At 40.5% G+C, this 22814-nt stretch carries 25 protein-coding genes; 7 read left to right on the top strand and 18 right to left on the bottom strand.

Annotation, left to right across the window (positions count from 1 at the left end; translation table 11 throughout):
- Positions 1 to 131: 131 nt before the first annotated feature.
- Positions 132 to 1379 (bottom strand): cation:dicarboxylate symporter family transporter, encoded by a 1248-nt coding sequence (locus E2K98_RS17205; protein WP_133336237.1) that lies wholly within the window; start codon positions 1377 to 1379, stop codon positions 132 to 134.
- Between the two features lie 217 nt (positions 1380 to 1596).
- Here E2K98_RS17205 and E2K98_RS17210 point away from each other — a divergent pair, with 217 nt between their 5' ends.
- Both E2K98_RS17210 and E2K98_RS17215 read left to right on the top strand, forming a co-directional pair.
- Positions 1597 to 2829, top strand: coding sequence for a sensor histidine kinase (locus E2K98_RS17210; protein WP_235824842.1), 1233 nt, complete (start codon positions 1597 to 1599; stop codon positions 2827 to 2829).
- Positions 2830 to 2905: 76 nt separating this feature from the next.
- A complete protein-coding gene (locus E2K98_RS17215; protein ID WP_133336239.1) occupies positions 2906 to 3826 on the top strand; it encodes a response regulator in 921 nt (306 codons plus the stop codon).
- 244 nt (positions 3827 to 4070) lie between these two features.
- On the opposite strand, the gene E2K98_RS17220 is transcribed toward E2K98_RS17215, so the two are convergent.
- The 9 genes from E2K98_RS17220 to safA form a co-directional block, all read right to left on the bottom strand.
- Positions 4071 to 5828 carry an FTR1 family iron permease gene (locus E2K98_RS17220; protein ID WP_133336241.1) on the bottom strand — a complete coding sequence of 586 codons (1758 nt, stop codon included), beginning with the start codon at positions 5826 to 5828 and terminating at the stop codon, positions 4071 to 4073.
- Positions 5829 to 5857: 29 nt separating this feature from the next.
- Complete coding sequence (efeB, locus tag E2K98_RS17225) at positions 5858 to 7150, bottom strand: iron uptake transporter deferrochelatase/peroxidase subunit (protein ID WP_235824843.1); 1293 nt, start codon at positions 7148 to 7150, stop codon at positions 5858 to 5860.
- Positions 7151 to 7996: an iron uptake system protein EfeO gene (gene efeO / locus E2K98_RS17230; protein WP_133336243.1), complete on the bottom strand. Its 846-nt coding sequence runs from the start codon at positions 7994 to 7996 to the stop codon at positions 7151 to 7153.
- 458 nt (positions 7997 to 8454) lie between these two features.
- Entirely contained in the window at positions 8455 to 9087 is a 633-nt protein-coding gene (locus E2K98_RS17235; RefSeq protein ID WP_133336770.1) for a response regulator transcription factor, read from the bottom strand.
- Positions 9080 to 10132 (bottom strand): sensor histidine kinase, encoded by a 1053-nt coding sequence (locus tag E2K98_RS17240; protein WP_133336245.1) that lies wholly within the window; start codon positions 10130 to 10132, stop codon positions 9080 to 9082. The genes E2K98_RS17235 and E2K98_RS17240 overlap by 8 nt, the downstream gene beginning before the upstream one ends.
- Entirely contained in the window at positions 10129 to 10863 is a 735-nt protein-coding gene (gene liaF / locus E2K98_RS17245; RefSeq protein WP_026573177.1) for a cell wall-active antibiotics response protein LiaF, read from the bottom strand. The genes E2K98_RS17240 and liaF overlap by 4 nt, the downstream gene beginning before the upstream one ends.
- 105 nt (positions 10864 to 10968) lie before the next feature.
- A complete protein-coding gene (locus tag E2K98_RS17250) occupies positions 10969 to 11616 on the bottom strand; it encodes a PspA/IM30 family protein (protein WP_133336247.1) in 648 nt (215 codons plus the stop codon).
- Between the two features lie 21 nt (positions 11617 to 11637).
- Positions 11638 to 11988: a lmo0954 family membrane protein gene (locus tag E2K98_RS17255; RefSeq protein ID WP_133336249.1), complete on the bottom strand. Its 351-nt coding sequence runs from the start codon at positions 11986 to 11988 to the stop codon at positions 11638 to 11640.
- A 138-nt stretch (positions 11989 to 12126) separates the two neighbouring features.
- Entirely contained in the window at positions 12127 to 12741 is a 615-nt protein-coding gene (safA, locus tag E2K98_RS17260) for a SafA/ExsA family spore coat assembly protein (RefSeq protein WP_133336251.1), read from the bottom strand.
- 92 nt (positions 12742 to 12833) lie between these two features.
- Between safA and E2K98_RS17265 the strand changes: the two genes are divergently transcribed.
- Positions 12834 to 13208, top strand: a complete 375-nt coding sequence (locus tag E2K98_RS17265; RefSeq protein ID WP_208025379.1) for a DUF1360 domain-containing protein — start codon at positions 12834 to 12836, stop codon at positions 13206 to 13208.
- Between the two features lie 73 nt (positions 13209 to 13281).
- The gene (locus tag E2K98_RS31035; RefSeq protein WP_165976306.1) at positions 13282 to 13443 is read left to right on the top strand and encodes a hypothetical protein; all 162 of its coding nucleotides are present in this window, start codon (positions 13282 to 13284) and stop codon (positions 13441 to 13443) included.
- A gap of 50 nt (positions 13444 to 13493) precedes the next feature.
- Here E2K98_RS31035 and E2K98_RS17270 read toward each other — a convergent pair whose 3' ends face one another.
- Positions 13494 to 14633, bottom strand: coding sequence for a trans-sulfuration enzyme family protein (locus tag E2K98_RS17270; protein ID WP_133336253.1), 1140 nt, complete (start codon positions 14631 to 14633; stop codon positions 13494 to 13496).
- Positions 14634 to 14872: 239 nt separating this feature from the next.
- Here E2K98_RS17270 and E2K98_RS17275 point away from each other — a divergent pair, with 239 nt between their 5' ends.
- On the top strand, positions 14873 to 16414 hold the full coding sequence (locus E2K98_RS17275; RefSeq protein WP_133336255.1) for an FAD-dependent oxidoreductase: 1542 nt from the start codon (positions 14873 to 14875) through the stop codon (positions 16412 to 16414).
- A 362-nt stretch (positions 16415 to 16776) separates the two neighbouring features.
- On the opposite strand, the gene E2K98_RS32065 is transcribed toward E2K98_RS17275, so the two are convergent.
- The 6 genes from E2K98_RS32065 to E2K98_RS17300 form a co-directional block, all read right to left on the bottom strand.
- Positions 16777 to 16911 carry a hypothetical protein gene (locus E2K98_RS32065; protein WP_268884108.1) on the bottom strand — a complete coding sequence of 45 codons (135 nt, stop codon included), beginning with the start codon at positions 16909 to 16911 and terminating at the stop codon, positions 16777 to 16779.
- Positions 16912 to 16973: 62 nt separating this feature from the next.
- A complete protein-coding gene (locus E2K98_RS17280; protein WP_133336257.1) occupies positions 16974 to 18431 on the bottom strand; it encodes an amidase family protein in 1458 nt (485 codons plus the stop codon).
- Positions 18432 to 18516: 85 nt separating this feature from the next.
- Positions 18517 to 19653: a DEAD/DEAH box helicase gene (locus E2K98_RS17285; protein ID WP_133336260.1), complete on the bottom strand. Its 1137-nt coding sequence runs from the start codon at positions 19651 to 19653 to the stop codon at positions 18517 to 18519.
- 81 nt (positions 19654 to 19734) lie between these two features.
- Complete coding sequence (locus tag E2K98_RS17290; RefSeq protein ID WP_133336262.1) at positions 19735 to 20034, bottom strand: DUF5658 family protein; 300 nt, start codon at positions 20032 to 20034, stop codon at positions 19735 to 19737.
- Between the two features lie 125 nt (positions 20035 to 20159).
- Complete coding sequence (locus E2K98_RS17295; protein WP_372512585.1) at positions 20160 to 20999, bottom strand: MBL fold metallo-hydrolase; 840 nt, start codon at positions 20997 to 20999, stop codon at positions 20160 to 20162.
- A gap of 60 nt (positions 21000 to 21059) precedes the next feature.
- Positions 21060 to 21269 carry a cation transporter gene (locus tag E2K98_RS17300; RefSeq protein WP_133336266.1) on the bottom strand — a complete coding sequence of 70 codons (210 nt, stop codon included), beginning with the start codon at positions 21267 to 21269 and terminating at the stop codon, positions 21060 to 21062.
- Between the two features lie 151 nt (positions 21270 to 21420).
- Here E2K98_RS17300 and E2K98_RS17305 point away from each other — a divergent pair, with 151 nt between their 5' ends.
- A complete protein-coding gene (locus E2K98_RS17305; RefSeq protein WP_133336268.1) occupies positions 21421 to 22122 on the top strand; it encodes a Crp/Fnr family transcriptional regulator in 702 nt (233 codons plus the stop codon).
- Here E2K98_RS17305 and E2K98_RS17310 read toward each other — a convergent pair.
- On the bottom strand, positions 22119 to 22370 hold the full coding sequence (locus E2K98_RS17310; RefSeq protein WP_133336270.1) for an amino acid decarboxylase: 252 nt from the start codon (positions 22368 to 22370) through the stop codon (positions 22119 to 22121). The genes E2K98_RS17305 and E2K98_RS17310 overlap by 4 nt on opposite strands.
- Before the next feature lie 191 nt (positions 22371 to 22561).
- Here E2K98_RS17310 and E2K98_RS17315 point away from each other — a divergent pair, with 191 nt between their 5' ends.
- On the top strand, positions 22562 to 22801 hold the full coding sequence (locus E2K98_RS17315; protein WP_133336272.1) for a hypothetical protein: 240 nt from the start codon (positions 22562 to 22564) through the stop codon (positions 22799 to 22801).
- Positions 22802 to 22814 lie beyond the last annotated feature (13 nt).

Here is a 22814-nt window from a genome sequence, read left to right on the forward strand (position 1 = left end):
GAGACAAGTCCGTTGAATAGTAGGGAAACTTTTTTACATTTTCCGAATTACATTTTTTCACTCCGCCCAATTCCTTACCAAAAAAGGCACATCCAGCTATCCGCCAGTTGTGCCTTTTTTTGTATAACCGCCTATGCGGCTTGCTCTTCGTGATGATCTCTAACTTTGTGACCTTCCCATTTGGAAATAACAATCGCCGCAAGTGAGTTACCGACAATGTTTACACATGTACGGGCCATGTCCAGCAACCTGTCTACGCCTAAAATAAACGCTAGTCCTTCGACCGGAATACCGACACTACCTAAGGTTGAAAGCAGAACAACAATTGAAACGCCAGGGACACCTGCGATCCCTTTTGATGTAACCATTAAAATAAGAACCAATGTAATCTGTTGTCCAATGCCCATATGAATGCCATACATTTGGGCGATGAATAAAGCCGCAATGGCCTGATACAAGGTAGATCCATCAAGATTAAAGGAATAACCAGTCGGAATGACGAATGAAGTAATCCCTTTTGGACATCCGATTCGCTCCATTTTTTCCATAATTTTCGGAAGAACGGTTTCCGAACTCGCTGTGGAATAGCCCAAAATTAATTCGTCTTTCAGATAAGCTAAAAGCTTAAAAATGTTGTAGCCACAAATTTTCGCTACAATGCCGAGCACGACAATAATAAAGAAAGCCATCGCGCCATATACGGTAATAACTAATTTTCCAAGCGGTATTAATGATTCCAACCCAAATTTTGAAACGGTAACCCCAATTAAGGCAAACACCCCTAATGGAGCAATCTTCATAATCTGATTGGTTACATAGAACATCGCATCGGCTGTACCTCTAAAAAATTCAATGATCGGTTTGCCTTTTTCACCAATTGCTGCAACACCAAGACCAAACATAACGGAGAAGAAAATAATCGCCAGCATATCTCCATTTGCAAACGCCTGAACCACATTGGTCGGTACAATATTTACAAGTGTATCAATATGAGAGTGTGACTCCGTTGCTTTTTCAGTCGTAACATAGGAACTGATATCTGATTTAACCAGTTGCGAACGATCCACGCCAGTACCTGGATGAAAAATATTAGCAACTAACAGGCCGACAACAATCGCGATCGTTGTAATGATTTCAAAATATAGAAGCGTTTTGCCTCCTAGTTTCCCTAGCGATTTCATATCGCCGGCACCTGCAACACCAACTACGAGACATGAGATGACAATCGGCACAACAATCATTTTAATTAATCGTAAAAAGATGTTTCCAATTGGCTGTAAGAATTGCTCGATATGTGGATTTCCATAAAAAATGGCTCCTAAAATAATCCCAAGAATTAATCCAATAAAAATTTGCCATGCTAAACTAATTTTTTTCACTCGCTTCTCTCCCATCGATAAGTTTTTTGATTTTTGATAATATTATAGTAGGAATATAGTTTGTAAACGATTACAGTTTATATCATAACGGTTGACCTACGATAACCTACAAAAAACTACAAAGTGGGTTAAAAAAATTTTTACAATTGAAAATAATTTTTTTACTATAGATAGGGGGGGTGATCGTATTCGCGATAAAATATTAGCCTATTTGTTTATGATCATTGCCGTTCCTATAGCCGGAGAAATAAAATTTTATCCTTTAACCGGTGCTGATTTAAGAATCAGCATGAGTACACCTGTATTCTTTTTTATATTGCTATGGTCACGTAAAATCCATCCAGTTGCGGCGGGCTTTTTAACCGGAAGTGCTGTCGTTTGTTTCCGGGTTATTCTGGACAAGCTTCAAGTTGGCTCCTTTGATTTCCCTGACCATTTTCCCGTGTTTTTCTATTACATGGTCTTTGCTGCATTTTTTCATGTTTTTAAAGTAAAAAAATTATATCATCGCCCGCTGCTCATTGGTCTAGTTGGAATGGTGCTCGAAATTATGGGCAATTTTTCAGAAATGACCATTCGCCATTACACAACTGATATGAAAATGACAACCTCTGGCTTCTTAATTATTGTTGGGGTAGCCATCATTCGCAGCTTCTTTGTACTTGGTTTTTTCAATACAATTTTAGTACGTGAGACAAGGTTGGCTGAAGAACAGCAACGAAAACGGACCGAAGAGGTTTTACTTTTAGTCTCAAATTTATATGTGGAAATGTTTCAATTGGAAAAATCAGCAAAGAACGCAGAGCAACTAACCAGCGCCTGCTACACGATTTATCGAGATTTAAAAACGCTAAACAATCAAAATGAAGCACAAGCCATGCTGAAAATCGCCGGTGAATTACACGAAATAAAAAAAGATAATCAACGTATTTATGCCGGCTTGTCTAAATTAATGGCCAAAGAAAAATTAGATGATTTTATGAACATTCGCGAAATCATTTCTGTTGTAACGATCTCAAATAAAAATTATGGTGAACTGCTCGGGAAATCAATTGATTTTCAGGTAAACATTACGGGGGTACATTCGGAGTACCGTACTTTTATCCTTCTTTCCCTTATAAATAATCTTGTTGCCAACGCGGTGGAAGCCATCCGTCAGGAAGGACAGATTGTATTAACGGTTGAAAGGGTTCTGGACTTTGTCAAAATATGCATAAAGGATAATGGAAACGGAATTTCTGAGAAGAACAAAATGTATATTTTTGAACCAGGTTTTACAACAAAATTTGATCAAGCAGGAATTGCTTCAAATGGAATCGGTTTATCCTACACTAGAAACGTCATTGAAAATCTGAATGGCACAATTAACCTAGTCGAATCAGAGAAAGAAAAAGGAACGACCTTTGAAATTCAGCTTCCGGTTATAAATTTAATAAACAAAACTCGCTGATTGGCAACCCCTAAGGGCGGTTTATGAGGCGAGTTGCACTTATACTTTATTACCAGTCGAAAAAGGGGTGATTACCATGAATTTTTTTATTGTTGATGATACCGTTACTATTAGAGGAATGCTATCAAATATCATTGAAGAGGAAGGCTTGGGGTCGATTGTAGGGGAAGCAGCGGACGGGGCTGAAGTGGATGCAGAGACTCTTTCTTTAAAAGATGTCGATATCCTAATGATTGACCTGCTCATGCCTATCAGGGACGGAATTGAAACAGTCAGAGAAATTGCTCCCTCCTTTCAAGGGAAAATCATTATGATCTCTCAAGTCGAAACAAAGGATATGATTAGCGAAGCGTATTCTCTTGGAGTGGAGCATTATATCACAAAGCCGATTAATCGGCTTGAGGTGGTCAGTGTCCTTAAAAAAGTAAGTGACTATCTGATGCTGGAAAAATCACTTCATCATATTCAAAAATCATTAAGCTTTTTAACGAAGCATAATACAAACAACCGCATTCTGGAGAACACACGTCCAACTAAACAACCATCACTGATCTCCTCCGCCAAAAGTATCCTTCTTGAACTTGGGATTATTGGCAAGAGTGGTGAAAAGGATCTTTTGGATCTTTTAACGATTTTACATCAATTAGACATGCAGGGTAATCGCGACCTCCCGCCTTTGAAAGAGTTGTATGAACAGGCAGCCAAAATTCGGCTCGGTTCAGCCGCTTCACCGCAGGAAATAACTAAGGAAGGTAAAGCCGTGGAACAACGGGTCCGCCGTACAATTCAACAGGTGCTAGAGCATCTTGCCTCACTGGGTTTAACGGATTATGCCAACCCAACCTTTGAGTACTTCTCATCCAAATTATTCGACTATACCCAAGTACGAATGAAAATGCTCGAACTCGAAGGAAAAAAACAATCCGCTGCCACTACCCGAATTGATATCAGAAAATTTATCCATTCCATACTCATGGAAGCAAAAGTTAGGGGCTGACACGGTTCCATTTAAAAAAATACTTTAAACAAAGGCTTTGTTAAAGGAGAATGTTGATTTTTGAACAACGTTGATTGGAGTGGAAGGCACGTAGACTCCTGTGGGATTACGGGACAGGGGAGACCCCACAGGAGTGAAGCGACGAGGAGGCTCCCCGGACCGCCCACGGAAAGCGAAGTGCCTGGAGCGGAAATCAACAACTATGTTTAACCGAGCCTAAACAAAAAGGGCCGAAATGGCCCTTTTAAACATTTGCGGGTATTGATTTTCTAAAGAATTTTTTCTTTACCGCGTAGGTCATGAAGAAAATAATCACAAGCAAGCCGATTTGTGTTAAAGTCGTTTCCCACGTTGGGTAAAGTCCAATCCAGTCAACGTATGGAAGCTTATTAACTGTAGTGGTCGGAATCATATTTGATATTTGCAGGGCATGGACGCTGATCCCAAGAATTTTAAATGCCAATACATAAATAAGGATGGTTGCCGCTTTAAAGAATAAACGGATTGGGATTTTCACACTGTATTTGATGATAAGGAACCCAACCACAGCTAAGATTACCACTGCCAGTAATACTCCGATGACGAGCTGCTGTAAGCTGATATAAGGAGTAATCCCCGCATAAAAAATAATCGTTTCTGCGCCTTCGCGAAAAACAGACAGAAAACTAATCATTGCGAAGGAAAGAAGGCTGCCTTTTGCAATTGCCTGTTCCATCTGTTGATTAATAAATTTATTCCAGTTTCCGATGCTTGATTTATTATGCAGCCAAGCTCCGATGGTTAACATCATTAACACGGCCACAATTCCGGTAATGCCTTCGATATATTCCCTACTTGAAGCAGCAGTTAGTTTTGAAAATAGAATGTTGATGAAAATAGCAAGAATTGCGCTCAGTAAAATACCTGCACCAACCCCTGCCCATATCCATTTCTGCTTTGAAGATTTCCCCATCCTTTTAAGAAATGCAAGCAATGTAGCAACAATTAATAATGCCTCCAAGCCCTCACGGAGTAATATTAATGCTGCATCCCATAATGAATAATCGGTTTTGCTCAATAATGGAGCAAGTCTGGTATGTAAATCCTCAATGATTTCAGAAGCCTTTTGAGCGTTAACATTTTTTGAGTTTAGGATGCTGATCGCTGTTGGAACCTTTGTTTCGATATCATTATATAGCTTACTATCCCTTGTCTGAACATCCCCTTCGACCATTGGCCAAATTGTTAAAACTTCGTTCAGCTTACTGCTCGCATTTTGATAATCTTTTTGGGAAATTAGGTCTTCAGCCTTCGTTAATAGATTAGATAAATCTTGTAAACTATACGTTTCTTGAGACTTTCCTGTGTTCTTTCCAGCGAGGAAGTTTTCAATTTCTTTCGTTAATTGATCTAATTGAAGCTGTGCCTTTTTTAAATCCGGCGGGTCCTGTGTGATCGCAATTCGGACGAGAGCCGTGTATTTTTCAATATTTCCATAGGAAGAAATACTTTCATCGTGAACGAAGGTTTCATTGGCAGTCCATTGGTTCATAAATGTTTGATATTGCAATTTCACCTTTGAGATATTCCCTTGTTCGCTGCTTTCCTTCATGGTGTCAATGATTGGAAGAAGGTTTTTAACCTGTTCTTTCCCCTTTTCTTTATCAACTGGGTTTTGTTCTTGATCATATTGCACAACTGCACTTGAAAGAGCAGAGAGACCTTTTGTAATGGCTTCATTATCCGCCTTCTCTTTAAGGAGACGATTGACATCATTTAGTTTTGTGTTAACTGTTTTTGCAAGTTTACTATCTTCTTTTTTAAGAGCATTCCACTCTTTTGAAAATTGTTCCATGTTTTTCGAAACAGTGACTTGATCCCCTTGTTTTGCTTTCATTAAGCTATCGCCAATTAGTACAAAAAGCTCATCATGATTTTCGGCTGCTGCTGCAGGCTGAATCATTAGGATGAGCATGAATAGGCTGATGAATAGGGCCAGTGATAATTTTATTTTCGTCTTCATTCTTTCTCTCTCCTTTAAAGAGGAAAACATTAGCTAAATAATGTTTCCCCTATGAAACCACCTTGTTTGCATCCTGGTAAACAAGCAAAAATCGCACTTCCGCGGTGGGAAGTATATTCATTTAACTTATCCATTTTTGCCAGCCGATGCTGAATCGGGATAAATTGTTTGCTCGGTTTTCGCTGAAAACATAGAAACAACAATCCTGCATCAAAGCTCCCGGTTTTTACATCCATTCCATTTGAATAAGAATAAGCCCGGCGCAGGATCTTTTGCGTTCCATCCCCGTGCGAAAGTCTTGTATGTGAATTAACAGGAATAAAGTCTTTACCATATTCATCTTTATGATTGAAATCAAGCTTGTCGAATTCATTCTTTTGCCCGAGCGGTGCTCCGCTAATTCGATAACGTCCAAATGTATTTTCTTGTTCCTTTAATGTCGTGCGGTCCCATACCTCAATAAACATTTGGATCTTTCGGACGACAAGATAACTTCCATTAGCAAGCCAATTGGGGCCATCTCCTGGCTGTACCCAAACTTGCTCATTCATCTGTTTTTCATCGTTTACATCTGGATTGGCAGTCCCATCTTTGAAACCAAACAAGTTTCTTGGAGTTCCTTCCCTTGGATCAGCCTGTGCCGTACGTTGAAATCCTGATTGAGCCCAACGCAGAATCGCTTTCCCCCTGGCAATGCGGACGAGGTTTCGAACGGCATGAAAAGCGACTTGTAAATCATCAGCGCAAGCTTGAATACAAAGGTCTCCGCCGGTCCACTCCTCTTCTAATGCATCAAGTGGAAATTTAGGAAGATCCACTAATTCCTTTGGCTGCTTATGTTGTAGCCCAAAACGGTCTCGTTGGTCTTTTTTAAATAACGTCGGACCGACACCAAAAGTAATTGTTAACTTGGATGGCGATAATCCTGCTGCCTCCCCAGTGTCCTTTGGCGGAAGAAATTCATTACTGGTCAGCTCCCCGACCGACTTCCCTTCCGTCATTAAAGCAGCTGCCTTTGTCCAGTCCTTAAAAAGTCTAATTAAATCTTGTTTATTCGTTGTCGTTACATCTAAAGCGGCAAAATACACATGATTCTGTGTTTTTGTTGTAATTCCTTGTTGGTGTTTTCCATATAACGGGATGCTCTCACCAGAGTCTATTTGTTTTGCCTTGCTCTCCGTTATAGAGAGCAGGCCGCCTAAACCGGAAGCACCGACAAGTACCCCTACACCGCCAATTCCGGCAGTTTTGAGGATATCTCTTCGCGAGAATGTTTTTGCTATTTTAGTAGATTCATTGTTGATATTTGGGTTCGTTGACAATTAAGACGCCTCCGTTACCATTCCTATTTGAGATAGTGGTTCTGCTAATGCATCAATCGCCTGACTTAATTCTTTTACTTGTTCTTTAGACAGTTCGGTATATAACTGGTATCCGTCACCTTTTTTGTATTGATTTAAAAGGCTGTACATTTCATCAAAACGGGTTTGAATTTCTTTTGCCACATCGGCATCTTTATCATGTAAAGCTGGCTTTAAAAGTTTGTAAATCTCCTCTGCTCCCTGTACGTTCGCCACAAAGTCATACAAATCAGTATGTGAATAGCGGTCTTCTTCTCCTGTTACCTTGGAGGTTGAAACCTCATTCAAAAGGTCCACTGCTCCGGTAATTAATAGGTCAGGAGTAACCTCTACTGTTTCTACCTTAGCACGGAGCAAATTAACGTCCTTCATTAATTGATCAGCATATTTTTCATAGCCCTTGGTAGTCTTATCAACCCAAAGTCCTTTTTCGATTCGGTGGTACCCGCCCCACTCTCCTTCAGGAACATCGCCTTCACGAGCATCGATTTTAGGATCAAGATCACCAAACACTTCGGCAATTGGTTCTGCTCTTTCATAGTACATACGGGCTGGACCGTAAAGCTCTTTCGCTTTTTCAAGATCTCCGTTTTTCACTGCCGTTGTAAAAGCGTCTGTTGCCTTAACGAATTCCTCGATTTCGCCAACAGCATACTCACGATATGTATTCGTAACACCATCAAGATTAGCCGCACTGCTTTTTGGTTCTTTTACTTTTGCAGGTGCAGAGCTTTTTTCTGTATTGGAACATCCGAATAGTAGACTGCTAGATAATAAAATAACGCCTGATACCTTATATAAATTCATTCTATAAAATCCCCCGAATTTAAGATTAATAATGATAATCATTTTCATTATTATTATTTTAACAGTTATTGAGAATAATTATCAATAGTTTTTTCAATATAACCAATGGAAAAATGTTGTTTTTGATTTTTCTTTACCTTTTTTATGCACGGCCTACTTCAAATGGCGGGTTATGAAACGCTCTTTCTTTTACCTTTTTCATTTTAAAACTCATCCTTCGGGCAATGGAACGCCTTTGCTTTTACCTTTTTCATTTTAAAACTCATCCTCCAGGCAATGGAACGCCTTTGCTTTTACCTTTTTCATTTTAAAACTCATCCTCCAGGCAATGGAACGCCTTTGCTTTTACCTTTTTCAGCAAAAGCGTACTCCTTCGGTCAATGAAAGCCTCGAATCCCTTAAAAACCAACAAAAAAAAGACCTTCCAAGGACACCCTGGAAGGCAGTTTTAATATCAATCATTTCGTTAACGAATGTTTAAACGCGTAAATAACCGCTTGGGTGCGGTCCTGAACACGTAACTTGCTTAGAATATTACTAACATGAGTTTTCACCGTTTTTAAGGCAATAAATAATTCATCCGCAATATCCTGATTAGTTTTCCCTTCGGCCATTAACAGCAGAATCTCGAGCTCGCGGCTTGTCAGTTCTTCATGAGGTAAATGCTGATTTTTCTGGCGCATTTTGACCATCATTTTTCCAGTTACCTCAGGCTCAAGGACCGATTGACCATGATATGTAGCTCGAACAGCATCCGCAATTTCGCTGGCCTTAGAGGTCTTAAGCATATAGCTAGTTGCCCCAGCCTCCAGCGCAGGATACACCTTTTCATCATCTAAAAAGCTTGTAACAATAATAACCTTTGCTTCCGGCCATTGTTCGATAATCTGTTTGGTTGCCTCAATTCCGTCCATTTCCTTCATCACAAGATCCATTAAAATGATATCGGGCCGAAGTTCCAGTGCAAGCTCAACTCCCCTTTTCCCATTGTCTGCTTCCCCAACTACATCTATATCAGGCTGTGCAGATAAATAAGCGGAAACACCGATTCTTACCATTTCATGGTCATCTACAAATAATACTCTAATCACTTGTACCATCCCCATTCCTCACCACTGGAACCTTCACTTCCAGGCGGGTCCCTTTATTTTTCATACTTATCACCTTTAGTGTCCCGCCCACTTCAAGGGCGCGTTCATGCATATTCTGCATCCCATAAGATCCTGCTTTTGTTTCATCATCGACCTCAAAACCAATCCCATCATCGACCACCCTCATAATAACAAGGTCATCCCGCTTGATGAGCAGTACGTCAAGTTTCCCGGCTTTTGCATGGCGAAGTGTGTTGGATACCGACTCTTGTAAAATCCTAAATAGATGGTCCTCCACTCCTTTATCAAGCGGAAAGGCTTCAACCTTCCATTTAATATCCATCGTTACCTTCATGGATAATTCAAGTAATAGTTCTTCAATCCCTTCTTGCAAGGATTTGTTCTTTAAGGCAACAGGCCGTAAATGAAGCAGAAGTGCCCTCATTTCTAATTGGGACTGATGAATCATTTCCTCAACCATTTTCAGCTGCTTCGCTTCCCGGTTATCTTCCGAAAACTGTTTCGTTTCATTTATCGCAGACATCATCATCGAAGCAGCAAATAACTGCTGACTGACAGAATCATGCAATTCCCTTGCTAGACGATTTCGTTCCTGCTCGATAATCTCCTGTATCCTTGATTCCTGGTCCTCCACCTTTTCCGTTGCCAACCGCTGCGACAGCTTAGCCTGCTCTGACATTTGTTTGCCGATTTTCTCAATTCTACTTGCAATCGTTTGTACTTCTGTAATCGAAGGTTTTATTTTAATCTCGGCCTGCCGTCCTTCTTCTAGTTGATGTAGAGAATGATCAACGGATAGAAGCTGTCTCCTCCAGAAAAATCCAGAAACGGCACCAATCAGGACTCCTAAAGCAATACTAAAAACCGGTATAAAAATCACAATCGGAATATCCATAAAGTGCCGATCCCATAGCTCCGACCAGTTAGATAACGGGAAAACATTAATGAACACAGCCGAAACAATAATGGCGGTCAAAAAGGAAAAGCAGACACTCCAGACAATTTGACGTTGTGCTGTACTCATATCCGGCTCACCTCTAAATTCCCAACCACAAGCGAGGTAAAGATTTTTACCTTTTGCTCAGCCGTTTCATAGCCTGGTGTTTTTAAATGAATCACCTGGTTAAATACTTTTGGCTCGTGGTGATCAAAAATATTAGTGGAACCCGCCATACAAGAATGGTGGATGCTTACTTCGATTTCATATGGAACAAGGATTTGCATGTTTCCGATTATATTCCGGATAAAAATAACGGTTTCCCCTTTTGGAAGCATGGTATAGCTAAGATCAATAACGGTATCGCCTATTCCAGCCTGGATATTGATATCCTCCCACTCGTATACACCTTGAGGGGTTTTTTGCTGTCCCAAAAAGATATTTTCAAAGAGCGGCTTACTCTTGTACATTGTTTCTTCAAACGGGTCCTGCTTTGGTTCGGCAACTTCCAATTGTATTTTCTTTGGATTTTTTTTTGAAGTAATAAATTGAATAAAAAAGTGCAGTAAAATTGCTAATAATAAAAATTTGAAGGTCATCATATTGATGATGCTAATAATAAAGAAAAAAACACCGGCAATGAAAAGCACTCTCCCACGCTTTTTCCCAGCTTTTTTGCGGCCTAAATACATCAATCCACAGGAGAAAATAAGAGAGAAAATAAGCCCTCTATTAAAAAATAAAATCTCAAGCCCGAGGACGAGGGCACCAATTATAGCCAGCCAGCCAATATAATCATTTTTCGTATTTTTAAACATTGGCTCACCCTCCCCTAGTATAAAATTCATGACCCTTTTACGGAAATTCTTGATATGGTCAAAAGGCGTAGAGATCCTACGCCCTTTTAGAATACCATGATTTGGTTATAATGTGGACTTGCTTTCTTCAACTTTCATTTCTTTTTCCAATTGGGCAATTCTCGCATCAATCGTGCTGCGATAAAAGGATTGATTCACCTGATTTTCTAAACGGTCCAAATAGTTCTCAATCTCTTTGAAACGGGAATAAGATTTTTCAGAGTTAGGATTTGTGTCCAGTACAAGGTTCATCCGATGATTCGCACGAGTCATATTTTCCCGCCCCATTAATTCCATCCGGCGAATTTGCATATCTTTTAACTTATGGTTCATTTCTTGATATTTTCTTTCTAATTCTTCGAGTTGCCCTTTGATTTGCTCAAGAGACTGACTTAACCGTCCAGCACGTTCTGCATATTGCTGATGTTCAGCTGCTGCAAATTGATAAAGTTCCATTTCTCCTGCCTGTGAAGCAATCTCCGCTTGACGCTTTCTTTTTTCAGCCAGCTCCACCGCTTGAACATGTTCCTTTGTAAATTCCTCTTTGAGGGTGTATTGACGTTCAAGGAGCTTACGAACCTTTTCCGTTTCCTGTTCACATTGTCGCAGATATTGATTAAGCAGCATAATTGGATTTTTCTTTTCCTTATGATCCAGGGCTTCATGTAAATCAGCAGCGATTGTGTTTTTAATTCTTGTAAATAAGTTTGTCATTTTGCATCTCTCCTCATAGGTTTAATAATGTTTTAAGTCGTTCCATTGTTTTTCGAAATTGGCAAACGGATCATTGGAGTCCTTTTTCATTTTTGTCTGTTTGTTCTCGTTCCATTTTTTATAAACAAGATAGAGCACATAGGCAGCACCGACACCGATTATCGCCGGTGCATTATGAATAGATGCCACAAGGACGATGAATCCTAAAATACCAAGGCCGATTTTGGCACCTGTTGACTCACTCTTTAGAAACTGTTTGAAGATGAAATATAGGATCACCAGACTGAGAAGTAAACCAATCATCGGACCGATGGTTGAGAGCAGGATGATAGCTGCAATCCCTCCCGCTACTAGTAAACCGAATTTTTTCATTTCGTTTTCCTCCTTTCGTTATCTTGATATCATCTTACCTTTTTTCTTTTAATTCCATAATTGCTCCAGAGCTTGATTTTCATCTCGGTCCTAAGACGTAGAAAGGGTCAGCCCCATGGAAGGACTGACCCTTTCTAGTCACTTAGATATAAATTGCTGTACCCAATAATACCGCATGGACCCGCCTTTTGCGTAGCCTACCCCAATCCTGGTGGTACTGGTACTTAGTATATTGGCCCGATGCCCTGGACTATTCATCCAAGCATTAACCACTTCTTGTGGAGTCGTTTGTCCGGCGGCAATATTCTCTGCCGCAGCGCGATAGGAAATCCCAAAGTTCTTGATCATCGTAAATGGATCCCCGTAGGTTGGACTTGTATGGGAGAAATAATTCTTATCTCTCATATCCATTGCCTTATAGCGGGCTACCCTTGACAGCTCCCAATCAGGTGTGAACGGTTTTAATCCGTTTTTCGCCCTCTCTTGGTTTGTTAATTGAATCACCTGATTTTCAATACTTTTGGTGGCGCCTAAATCAGGAATCGTTACCTTTTGACCAGGGTAAATTAAAGCTGGATTTTTAAACTGCGGGTTCGCTGAAATAATCTCCGATAAACCAACCTGAAACCGGACGGCAATTTTCCAAAGCGAGTCACCCGGCTGTACCGTATAAATTTGCTGGGCAAATGAAACGCTTGGGATGCAGAATATTGATAGGAAAAACAGAATACTAAACCAAAATGATTTTTTCACTTTTTCGCCTCCTCCGAATATATATTTTTAATTTAAAGCTCAAAATATACAGGGACTCATAAATAATTCGTTTTGCTCTGGAGGCTAAAAATGTGAGAGACATTTCATGGATTACCTACATCATGTTAATTTTGGCAAGCTATCGTTTAACCCATTTAATTGTTTTTGATAAAATAACCGAGTTTATCCGTAAACCCTTTATGAAAAAAGTTGAAGTAGAAACAGAAGAAGGAATAAAACTTAAGGAAGTACCTGCATCGATGTTTGGGTATCTATTGAAATGTTACTGGTGTGCCGGGGTTTGGAGTGCCATCCTGCTTGGAGGTGCCTATTTACTTTTTCCAAAAATAACCTTTGTGTTTATTTTCATTTTTTCCATTGCGGGCGGCCAGTCGATTATTGAAACGTTTGTAGGAGTGAATATTAAAAAAGTCGATTATTATGGAGGACACGAGAAGAAAGAATAAGGCATTATCACTATAAATACTATGGAAAAAATGTTCCCCCCAAGGCATATAGTGTAAAAAGGGGGGATTTTTCATGGCTTTATGGTGGGCTACAGCAATTGGCTTTATCATTTGTCTTGGATTTATTTTTGGATCGTTTATTCTTGCTATGCGAAGAGCACTGGACACTGAAGACTCAAGTCGGATTGACCCCATTCCAACAAAATCAGAAGATACGCATCAGTCTCCATCTTAATAATTAATAAAAAAATCACCCTGGACATCATTTCAGGGTGATTCGCACTATTATAGTGATTTCTCAACTGCCTGCTCAAATTGAGCAATAATATCCTCGGCATGTTCAATTCCGACTGAAATTCGGACGACCTCTTTTGTAATTCCTAAGGCTTCCGCAACCTCTTGCGGTAATTCCCGGTGAGAGGTCATTAATGGGTGAGAAACAGTCGTTTCAACCCCGGCAAGAGTTGGAGCAATTTTAATCCAGGATAATGAGCGGAAAAATTGCTGAATATCTACCTTCTTTGAAAGCTGAATGGTAACCATCGCACCGTAGCCTTCAGCATCCTTATCAAATGGGTAATAAACTTTTTCAATAAACTTATTCTGAGAAAGGGCTTCCGCTAACTTTCTTGCATTGGAAGATTGTGCTCTCATCCGTAATGCAAGTGTTTTTAAACCGCGGACAGTCAGCCATGCCTCAAATGGGCTGACATTTGTCCCGAGATTGACCACCTTTGTTTTCGCCTGAGCAACTAAATCCTCTCTGCCGGTCAAAACGCCAGAGATGACATCACTATGTCCGCCAATATATTTGGTCGCACTATGGACAACTAAATCAACGCCCATTAAATATGGACGGCAATGATAAGGGGTTGCGAACGTATTGTCCACCAAAGTAATCAGCCCATGCTTTTTAGCAATTTGTACAACCCCTTCTATATCCTCTACGCGCAATAATGGATTCGAAATCGATTCCGTATATAAAAGTTTTGTGTTTTCTTTAATAGCGTTTTCCACTTGAGTTTGGTCAGTAAACGAAACAAAGCTTGTCTCAATACCAAAATCATTTAATTCTTTCTCAAGCATATGATAGCTGCCGCCATATAGGTCATCTGCCGCGACAATATGATCGCCATTTTTCACAACGGCTAGAATTCCTGCAAGAATGGCTGCTAATCCAGAAGAGGCAGCAACACCAGCTGGTGCTCCTTCAAGCCTTGCAACGGCTTCCCCTAATTCATCTGTGTTTGGATTGCCTGTACGGGAATAAAGGTAGCTCCCATTGCCTTGATAAAATCCTTCGAGGTCGTCAAGATCCTTAAACGTAAAAGCCGATGTTTGATAAATAGGGGTTACTTTACTCGAAAACTTTCTTTCCCGTTTCTTTTCCTCGTGCAAAATTTCTGTTTCAAAATGTTTTCTCATACCTTTCACCCTCTTTTAATATGTATTTTCCTTATTCATTTTTAGGGTGAAAACTGCTCAAGCTTACACTTTTAGCTGTTAAGGCGCCAGAATTTATTGAATATTCTTATATAAAAATATCAATCCAATTATCCATCGTCAATCTAAATGATTTAAAAATTATCCGATGACAATAGATTATTTTTATCAGTTTAGGAAAAATTAAACATAAGCAAATTTTTGTAACTGGAGGATGGAATATGAGCTCAGCTGAAACAACCAATATGTTTCCGAAAACCTATTGGCGTGAAATAGAATTACCCACTTTTGAAGCATTAAAAGAAGATCTATCCGTTGATGTAGCGATTATTGGTGCCGGGATTACCGGTATTACCGCAGCCTATTTGCTGTCTAAAGAAGGAGTAAAGGTTGCGCTGCTTGAGGCAGGCGGGGTGCTGAATGGGACAACCGGGCATACGACGGCAAAGGTTACTGCCCAGCATGGCATATTATATGATGAATTAATCAATCATTTTGGCGAAGAAAATGCCAAACTCTACTTTGAATCCCAGTCAAATGCGATTCAGTTTGTTGAAAAAATGGTAAATGAAAAAGGAATTGACTGCGATTTTAGCAAGCAGGATGCCTATATTTATGCCACAACCGAGCAATATAAAAAGCAGCTTGAAACAGAAATGTCTGCCTACGAGCGATTAGGAATCGATGGTGCCTTAAAGGATACGATTCCATTTAAGATTCAAACGACCGGTGCACTCGTGATGCGCAATCAAGCCCAGTTCCATCCGCTTAAATTTTTAAAGACACTTTTGGATGAGGCTGTAAGTGCGGGCTGTCAAGTGTTTGAGAATACAACAGCCGTTGATTTAGAAGAGGAGGAAACCTCTCATCCAAAGGTTGTGACCAAGGAAGGGCATATCGTTACATGTAAAAAAGTAGTGATCGCTTCCCATTTTCCTTTTTATGATAAACCGGGGCTTTATTTTGCAAGAATGTATGCTTCACGGTCATATGCGATTGGGATTAAATTAACGGAGGAATATCCGGGGGGCATGTATATCAGTGCCGATAACCCGCCACGGTCGATTCGATATACCCCGTTTAATGGAGAAAATTTACTCATTATTGGCGGAGAAAATCATAAAACGGGCCAAGGAATTGACACGCTCGCACATTATCGCGCCCTTGAGGATTTTGCAAAAGAAGTATTTGGTCTCTCTGGCTATACCTATCGCTGGTCCGCACAGGATTTAATCACTCTGGACCGAGTCCCTTATATCGGTCAGATTACCGAAAATAAGGAAAATGTATTAGTGGCAACGGGTTATAAAAAATGGGGGATGACCACCGGGATTTTTGCCGGTCATTTGCTGACGGATTATGTTCTTGAACGGGACAATCCGTATAAGGAACTTTATTCCCCATCACGGTTCCAAGCCGATCCAGATTTAAAGCAGGTGGTTTCGACCAATGCCGATGTGGCGAAGCATCTCCTGAAGGGCAAATTGGAGTTTGTGCCAAAGGATCCGGGAGATTTGCGTCCAGGTGAAGGTTCTGCTGTCATGCACAAAGGTAAAAGAGCGGGAGCCTATAAAGACGAAAATGGCAAACTTTATATTGTAGATACCACTTGCACCCATATCGGCTGTGAAACGGAGTGGAATCACGCAGAAAAAAGCTGGGATTGCCCATGCCACGGCTCGCGGTTCTCTTATTCGGGTGATGTGATCGAAGGTCCGGCGCTAAAACCGTTGAAAAATGTCGGGGATGAGTATTATTCCTAGTGGGCAGATATGCTCCCGAGAATGGTTATCAACATTTTTTTGCCGGATATCAACAATTTTTAGTTAGATATCGACACTTTTCAATGGATATACACAATTTTCAGCTGGATATCGACACTTTTTCACTCGATATCAACAATTTTTCACTCGATATCAACACTTTTTAGCTGGATATCAACAATTTTTAGCTAGATATCGACACTTTTTCACTCGATATCAACAATTTTTAGCTGGATATCAACAATTTTTAGCTAGATATCGACACTTTTTCACTCGATATCAACAATTTTTCACTCGATATCAACAATTTTAAAAAATCATCAACTTAAAACGCCTCCCAAATCACAGGGAGGCGTTCTTGATTATTTACTATTCGGACGGTTCCGTTTTATATCTTCACCTGTTGTAAATTCAACAAGTTCCGAACTGGTCTTCATCGGTTTTTTACGATTATTATTTCGTTGGGCATTCGCATTACCAAGCTTCGTTCTTCCCACACTTACCATCTCCTTTTTCAAGAAAGTCAATGATAGTATGAGTGAAATGAGGCAAACTTATTCTAACAAGGCGGCTTGCGTACAGGGAGCAATTGTTCAAAACCATAGGCTGCTTCAATAAGAACCGGCTCACGATAAGCGGTTCCGGCAAAGGTAATTCCTACCGGTTCCCCATCAGCCGTGTAACCTGCCGGGACAGCAATGGTCGGATAGCCGGCTTTAGCACTAATATGTGACCCTTCTTCCCCAGGAAAAACAATCGCATCCAATTGATAGGTTTCCAGAGCAAAATCAATTCCTTTTACAGTTGCATAATAGTCATCAAATTCTAATGCTTTGAAATAGGCCTCTTCCGTCAACGAACCGCTCGTTTCTTCTGACTCAAGCAAGACAGCTTGACCGTATTTAAGCATCGTATCCTCATTGTTCTGATTAAACTCAATCAAATCCTTCAACGTGCGGACAGATACTGATGGATGAAGTCCATTCAAATAAGCATTTACATCCGGTTTGAATTCATAAGTCAGGACATCGTACTTCCACTTGGCTTTTGCGGATGGGATCTCAATAGACTCAATCACCTCAGCACCGGAGGATTTTAAAACATCAAGGGCAGCATGAATTATTTCCCTCTTATCCTCACGAATCGCATCAATAAAGCCTTCCCATGCAATGCCGATTCTTTTTCCTTTAAGGCCATCCCTCACAAGGTGCTTCGTAAAATCGTAATTTTCAAATGGATTTGTCCCCGTAATTGGGTCTTCTTCATCTCTTCCGGATAATGCATTTAGCAGAATGGCGGCATCTTCAACCGTACGTGCCATTGGCCCTGCGGTATCCTGCGTATGGGCAATCGGAATAATTCCCCTGCGGCTAATAAGCCCTACCGTTGGTTTGATTCCAACGATCGAATTATGACAAGACGGATTAAGGATTGAACCGGATGTTTCGGTGCCCACTGCTGCAGCTGCAAGATTGGCGGCAATCGCCGCACCCGAACCGGAACTTGAACCGCCCACATCGAATTTGCCAGGGCCATATGGATTTAATACCTGCCCCCCGCGCGAGCTGTAACCATTTTTCATTCCGAGCGCCATGAAATTGGCCCATTCTGTCATATTTGTTTTACCAAGGATAACCGCTCCTGCCTTACGCAGCTGCTCTGCAACATAGGAATCCCTTAAGGCAATCGAATCCTTTAAAGCTAAAGACCCGGCACTTGTGTGCATTTTGTCCTTCGTATCAATATTATCCTTAATTAAAATGGGAATTCCGTGCAATGAGCTGCGCGGGCCAGTTTCTTTCCGTTCGGCATCGAGTGCTGCAGCAATTTGCAACGCATCCGGGTTCACTTCTAGGACCGAATTTATGACTTGATCAAATGATGAAATTCTATTTAGATACATCAAAACAAGTTCTTTATAGGTCAGTTCTTCACTTGTTAATTTTTCCTGCATTTCCTTGATCGATGCTTCCTCAAGCCATTCATCATGTAATTTTTTCAGCTTCGGATTTTCCATACGTATTCCCCCTCTTTCCCTTAAGTATTCTTGAAAAAATAATAAAAATCCTTCCATTAAAAAACAGTGGGGATCTCCCCACTGTTTAGCGTCGTACTTTTTCTTCCTGTTCGGCAATCTGCCCTTTATAAAAAATTCGTTTATGCACAGGAACCTTTAACTCTCGGCAAAAACGTTTTAGCTCCCGTTCTTCTCTATCCGTAACGAGGGAGATGACGGTGCCGTTTGCTCCCATGCGGCCAGTTCTTCCGGAACGGTGAACATATTGATCAATGTCTCTTGGAAAATCAATATGGACAACATGAGTAACTCCTTGGATGTCGAGTCCTCTTGCTGCAACATCTGTTGCTATCAGCATCGACATTTTTCCATCGCGGAAAGCCTTTAATGTCGCTTGGCGTTCTAATTTCTTCATATCACTATGTAAAATACCGACTGATAGCTCTTTAAAATGTAATTTTTCTTTAAACACTTGAATTTCGCCAATGTCATTGATGAATGCCAAGGCTTTGATTCCTTCTAAGCGAGCAATTTTTTCAAGAAGTTTGATTTTGTCGCGCGGTTCAGCAGGGAAGTAAATATGTTCAACTTCTCCGGAGGATGCTGCTTCATCCTTCTTAATTCGCAAAACCTTTGGCTCTTTGGTTAAATCAGCGGCAAGCTTTTCTGTCTCGGCTTTCATGGTCGCCGAAAATAAAACAACTTGTCGGTCTGCCATTGTGGATTTGACTATGTTTTGAACGGTCCCAAGATGCTCAGGAATCAGCAATTGATCTCCTTCATCCAAAACGACCAATTTGACTTCATGCATTTTTACTTTTTTCTGTTTAATTAATTCGTATAATCGACCTGGTGTGGCAAAAATGATATGCGGACGCTTTTTTAATTTTTCCAGCTGTCTTTTTACGTTTGCCCCGCCAATAATAGAGGCACCGCGAATTCCGCTGCCTTCTGACCATTTTTGAAACTCTTGATAAACCTGCATTACGAGCTCCTGCGAGGAGGCAAGCACTACAGCCTGCAATGAAGATGAGACAGAGTCAACTTTATTTAAAAGCGGCAGCAAGTAAGCAAGCGTCTTGCCTGTACCTGTCGGTGACTCGGCGATGAGATCTTTTCCTTCTAAGACGAGCGGGATGGCTTCAGTTTGGATGGCAGTCGGCTCAGCAAAGCCTGATTTCTGCCATGCTTCCTGTAAGAAAGGCTTTAGTGTGTTTAGCATAGGGTACTCCTTTTTTCTTTACGTTCTTCTTATTATATTCGTCTTTGATACTAACTTATTCAATGGGCAGTGTCTAGCTAATTAGCTGGTGGTATTTAAATAAAGGAGAATCCACACTAGGTGATAAGCAAGGACGGAAAAATAGAGGATGCCGGCAGCTGTAAGCAGTGTTCTGATTTTTCCTTTAAGCGGGCGGAGGTAAAACAAGCCGATTAACACCAGCGGCAGGATGATTTTTACCAGATAGAAAAAGACCCAGCTTTTTTCGATGATCAGTTTCATCATCGGATTTCCCTCTTCAACGATACCAAATGCAATTCCAATATGGGTTAGGACGGCGTCTATTAAACCAGCAATCAGTAGAAATAAACAGGTTTTCATGTTTCCTCCTAAATAGAAATTTTCATTAGTAACCATTGTTTCTACTAATTCATATGCTGATACACTGGAAATGTTTAATTTTTTAGAAAATTAAACAAGGCTGCCTTTATGGCGGCAGCCCTATCTCAATTTACATATCGGCTATTTTTCGGCATTGCAATCTCATTAAAATTTTCTACAAGATTATGAAGGCTTTTGGTTAATTCATCCCCGGTCATTGGCAGTCCATGACCGGTTACAGCCGTCCTGGGGTTCAATGCTTCTAACTTTTTCACTGACTCAAAGGCAGCATTCCAGTCCGTTGTATAGTATCTCGGCGGGCCGCTGATTTCCTGTGTCTGGGTCATAACTTTATAAAGGGATTCTTGCTTCACGGTAACAAATGCATCACCTGCAATGAGAGCACGGTCGTCTTCGCGAAAAAGGGATATATGGCCCGGTGTGTGCCCTGGTGTATGAACCCACTTCCAACCAGGCATATTCGGAACCGATTGATCTTCTGGTAGTGCTTGGACCTGGCCGCTTATATTAATCCCGTGGTTCGGAAACATCGGGGACATTTTCGCTACAAGGCCGCTGTCGACGCTGGGGTCACCCGGAGGATAGTCTTTCTCCCCTGTTAAAAAAGGAATCTCCAGTTCATGTGCATAAACAGGCACTTTCCAATCCTTCAGCACCTCGACCAATGAACCGACATGATCAAAATGGCCATGCGTTAAAATGATAGCTTTCGGGCGGGCATTTTCGCCAAAATGATCCCCTATCATCGCTTTAATTTCATCTGCTGATTTTGGCATTCCCGCATCAATCAGCACAAATTCATCCGCGGCTCCTACTAATGCGAGATTGACAATTTTATTCGTATAACAATAGACATCAGGCAAAACAGCAATGCCAACGCCGCTTCCCACTGATGTCATTGGTAAAAAAGTATCCTCAAATTTACTATCCTGATTATGCTCCAAACAAATTCCTCCCTCTTTTTTCATAGTATTTAACGGCGAGGAAATATTATTACACTGGCACTAGTCAAATATTCTTAATGCCAATTTGTGAATACTGCTTTGAATTTCATCTTGGTGAATAATAGCTTCATTGTACATGACTAGAATCATTCCGCTGCCGGGGACAATTGTCACTTTTTCAATACCATCGTATTTTTTTATCTTTTTTTTGATTTTTCCAATACAACCTGTGCAAGCCACATCATTCAATGCCAATTGGATGGTACCCATGTTCACCAATCCTTTCTTGTCTTTCTTCCAGTTTACTTGAAGAAGGGCAATATAACCTTGACCTGAATCAAGTATTTGATTTATATCACACCAAAGAAATAGGCCCCACAGTAAAATAAAAGATACTATCTACAGTTGGGAGTGATTTTGCATGTGCTGTTATCAATGCTGCTCTCATGAAGCTTCATGCTTAGTTTCCGTTCCGGTCTTTCAAGGATTGAAAGAAGACGATCTCCAGATTTTGCAGAAGGTAACGCGGAGCCACAAATTTCAAAAGGGAGAGTTCATTTTTCAGGAAGGAGAGCGTTCAGAGACACTGTTTGTTGTAAATGAAGGGTTAATTAAACTAACCAAAATGTCAGCGGAAGGAAAAGAACAAATTGTCCGCCTATTGTTTCCAAAGGACTTTTTTGGATTATATTCGCTGCTTAGGGATGAAAAACACTATGTACATGCGGAAGCCGTCCAAGAAACGGTTATTTGTTATATCGATAAAAAGGATTTTTTAAAAACAATGGAGGGAAATGCCGGTCTGTCCTACCGATTTTTAATCGCTGTCAATGACCGCCTTTATGAAGCAGATGAATCTGTAGGTCTTCTCGGTTTATTAGAGGTAGAGCAAAGACTGGCACGGGTACTCGTGCTTTTTTATCAAAAAATGAACCCGAAAGATGGAATGTTCACCTTACCCATCTCAAAGAAGGATTTAGCAAGCTATATTGGAACAACCCCAGAATCAGTTAGCAGAAAGCTGTTAACGTTTATCTCTCAAAGTCTGATTAAAATGGATGGCAGGAGAAAGATTCAGATTCTAGAGTTGGACCAATTAAAAGAAATTGCCGGCCTGGATTAAAATTCATTCAATTTTACGGCCATAAGCCTAAAATGCATTGGTTCTAATTCGTTTACAATGACGTTCATGCCTAATCCCTGTAAATTAGCAATCAGCGGTTCTGCACGGTGCGGTAAATGTATTTCAAAAAATGTTCCTACCGGCGCTTCATTCACAAAATTTAATATTTCACGTCGTGGATGCTCCCCCTTTAAAATTCTTTCGCGAACATCCATGACGGCTCTTTGATCTTCGATTTGAAATGGCATGATTTAGAGGACCCCTTTGATTTTTATAACCAAAGTTTATCAGCAGAATGTCCGAAACAAATTGATTTATATCAAGTTAGGTTGCCTTCTTTTTGAAACCTTTGTGAACAATACTGTCCAAACGATAAAAGTAGCCTTTAATGATGATAGAATGAAAACAGCAAGATAACAATATTTCGGAGTTGAATATAATGTTTAAAAAAATCTCCCAAATTTCATTGCTGTTATTTTTCCTGCTAGGATTCAGCGTATTTTCACAGTCACATATAGAAGCTTCTTCGCATAAAACATCTGAAAAAACCGAGCAGGCCTCCTTCTCGCAAAAAGCAGAACCTGAATTAAAATCCTATATTATTCCGGGTACAGTCGGTGTCGTTATTGTTCTGGGTATTGCAAGCTATTGGTTGATTTACCGGAGAAAGCATACCTAACATTTAAAAGCAG

The sequence above is a fragment of the Bacillus salipaludis genome, from assembly GCF_004358205.1.

Bases quoted from the DNA above. Each gene is read 5' to 3' on its own strand.
- E2K98_RS17210 (WP_235824842.1), top strand. From the start codon at position 1,597: ATGATCATTGCCGTTCCTATAGCCGGAGAAATAAAATTTTATCCTTTA.
- E2K98_RS17215 (WP_133336239.1), top strand. From the start codon at position 2,906: ATGAATTTTTTTATTGTTGATGATACCGTTACTATTAGAGGAATGCTA.
- E2K98_RS17220 (WP_133336241.1), bottom strand. From the start codon at position 5,828: ATGAAGACGAAAATAAAATTATCACTGGCCCTATTCATCAGCCTATTC.
- efeO (WP_133336243.1), bottom strand. From the start codon at position 7,996: ATGAATTTATATAAGGTATCAGGCGTTATTTTATTATCTAGCAGTCTA.
- E2K98_RS17240 (WP_133336245.1), bottom strand. From the start codon at position 10,132: ATGAGTACAGCACAACGTCAAATTGTCTGGAGTGTCTGCTTTTCCTTT.
- liaF (WP_026573177.1), bottom strand. From the start codon at position 10,863: ATGTTTAAAAATACGAAAAATGATTATATTGGCTGGCTGGCTATAATT.
- E2K98_RS17250 (WP_133336247.1), bottom strand. From the start codon at position 11,616: ATGACAAACTTATTTACAAGAATTAAAAACACAATCGCTGCTGATTTA.
- E2K98_RS17255 (WP_133336249.1), bottom strand. From the start codon at position 11,988: ATGAAAAAATTCGGTTTACTAGTAGCGGGAGGGATTGCAGCTATCATC.
- E2K98_RS31035 (WP_165976306.1), top strand. From the start codon at position 13,282: ATGGCTTTATGGTGGGCTACAGCAATTGGCTTTATCATTTGTCTTGGA.
- E2K98_RS17270 (WP_133336253.1), bottom strand. From the start codon at position 14,633: ATGAGAAAACATTTTGAAACAGAAATTTTGCACGAGGAAAAGAAACGG.
- E2K98_RS17275 (WP_133336255.1), top strand. From the start codon at position 14,873: ATGAGCTCAGCTGAAACAACCAATATGTTTCCGAAAACCTATTGGCGT.
- E2K98_RS17280 (WP_133336257.1), bottom strand. From the start codon at position 18,431: ATGGAAAATCCGAAGCTGAAAAAATTACATGATGAATGGCTTGAGGAA.
- E2K98_RS17285 (WP_133336260.1), bottom strand. From the start codon at position 19,653: ATGCTAAACACACTAAAGCCTTTCTTACAGGAAGCATGGCAGAAATCA.
- E2K98_RS17290 (WP_133336262.1), bottom strand. From the start codon at position 20,034: ATGAAAACCTGTTTATTTCTACTGATTGCTGGTTTAATAGACGCCGTC.
- E2K98_RS17300 (WP_133336266.1), bottom strand. From the start codon at position 21,269: ATGGGTACCATCCAATTGGCATTGAATGATGTGGCTTGCACAGGTTGT.
- E2K98_RS17305 (WP_133336268.1), top strand. From the start codon at position 21,421: ATGTGCTGTTATCAATGCTGCTCTCATGAAGCTTCATGCTTAGTTTCC.
- E2K98_RS17310 (WP_133336270.1), bottom strand. From the start codon at position 22,370: ATGCCATTTCAAATCGAAGATCAAAGAGCCGTCATGGATGTTCGCGAA.
- E2K98_RS17315 (WP_133336272.1), top strand. From the start codon at position 22,562: ATGTTTAAAAAAATCTCCCAAATTTCATTGCTGTTATTTTTCCTGCTA.